Annotated in this window: 1 protein-coding gene and 1 pseudogene; both read left to right on the top strand. The window is 52.2% G+C overall.

Going from position 1 to position 1,588, the window contains the following annotated elements; genetic code table 11:
* Positions 1–659: molybdopterin cofactor-binding domain-containing protein (locus tag PPL9_RS24875; protein WP_152986829.1), on the top strand; the 659-nt coding region annotated here is incomplete at its 5' end.
* Positions 660–1,030: 371 nt separating this feature from the next.
* A pseudogene (locus tag PPL9_RS31630) lies at positions 1,031–1,588 on the top strand (hypothetical protein); the annotation flags it as partial.

Here is a 1,588-nt window from a genome sequence, read left to right as displayed (position 1 = left end):
TCAACCCAGCCACAACCGTTTTGTGGTGGCGTTCTGTTGGTCACACCCACACCGCCTACGTCATGGAAGCCATGATGGATGCCGTTGCAACAGCAGCGGGTCGTGATCCGGTTGAATTCCGTCTGGCCCATCTGGCAGGCGATACGCCAGATCAAAAACGACTGACGGGTGTTCTCAAACTGGCTGCTGAAAAAAGCAACTGGGGCAAAGGCGCTGAGGGGCGCTCTCAAGGTGTTGCGGTCCACAAATCCTTTGGCAGCTATGTTGCCGAAGTTGTCGAGATTTCAGGTGATGCAGAAAATGGCGTGAAGATCGAAAAAGTCACCTGCGCAGTTGATTGCGGCATCCCGGTCAATCCAGATGTGATCAAGGCACAGATGGAAGGCGGCATCGGCTACGGCCTTGGCCACGCCATGCGCGATGAGATCACTCTGGAGAACGGTGAAGTTATCCAACAAAACTTCCCGGACTACGAACCTCTCCGCATCGGGGATATCGGCGAGATTGAAACGCACATTGTCCTCTCCACACAAGCCCCAACAGGCGTCGGCGAACCGGGCACACCACCATCCGCTCCAGCACTGGCAAATGCCATTGCAGCGAAAGGACCACGTGTGACCGAACTCCCAATGACCAAGGCAGGCGTCACCTTCGCCTAAACTGATTTGGCAGAGCAAACGGCAGGCTGAATATCCATCAGCCTGCCGTTTGTGTGTTTTACAAAAAAACGCAGCTCACACGTAAAAAACGCAAACCAACGCACAAAAACACGATCATTTTTCAGCTCACAACTTATTTGGTGTGTAAGGCGCACTAACGCTCTGTTTTTTATGAGTAAAATCAAATCTCTTCTGATTTGTGAAGCGAAAACAGCTTCTGACGGATGAAACCTTTTCAGCTCACTTTGTGAACCTTCAATTGTCGCAAATTGAAGCCTGCCTGCACCCTATGTTTCCCTTAAAAGCGCGGAGCAGTGCTCCCGAATTCTGTCTTTATCCCCGTTGATGGAATGGGCTTTGGGAGCTGAGCAATGGATTTCCTGCAACAAACCTGCAAAAGCCTTTACCTGGCTCCAAACTCTGGCGACAACGCTGGTGGTTTTGCGTTTGTTGTCAGCAAGGTAGCCACCAGAAAAGCCAAACTCCCCAAGCGCATTTCGCTCAAAGATGCGCTCACCAGCAAAACCTATTCAGGCTCCTTCATCTACTGCCCAGATCCACTTGAATGTGGAGGCAAAGAGAGCAGTCAGCAGGACCTGGTATCTGGCCTGCATGCCTACTTGCAAAGCATGAATGTACTGCGCGGTTTCATGTGGCTTCCCAGAGACTTAACGCCGCTTCCAGTCCCTCATGACTATACCGGCCAACGCCCGGCCTTCTTCTCCATCAATGCAGCGGGAACAGTGACAACCAGCAGTCTGTCCTACCTTCTGGCGCCCGAGCTCACCATCGAGTTCTATTCAAGCGCTTACGTTGGTGTTTCTGAAGATGAAGAGAACCTCCAACTCTCAGAATCTGCCATCCAGTTGGGAGGATATCTCAGTCCGGATACGGGCTCGGTGAGCAAGGCAGACATCCGCTGCTCCGGC

Source organism: Pseudovibrio sp. POLY-S9 (assembly GCF_001431305.1).
GTDB lineage: Bacteria > Pseudomonadota > Alphaproteobacteria > Rhizobiales > Stappiaceae > Pseudovibrio.
The sequence above is the reverse complement of the archived record's forward strand: the minus strand, read 5'-3'. Positions and strand labels throughout refer to the sequence as shown.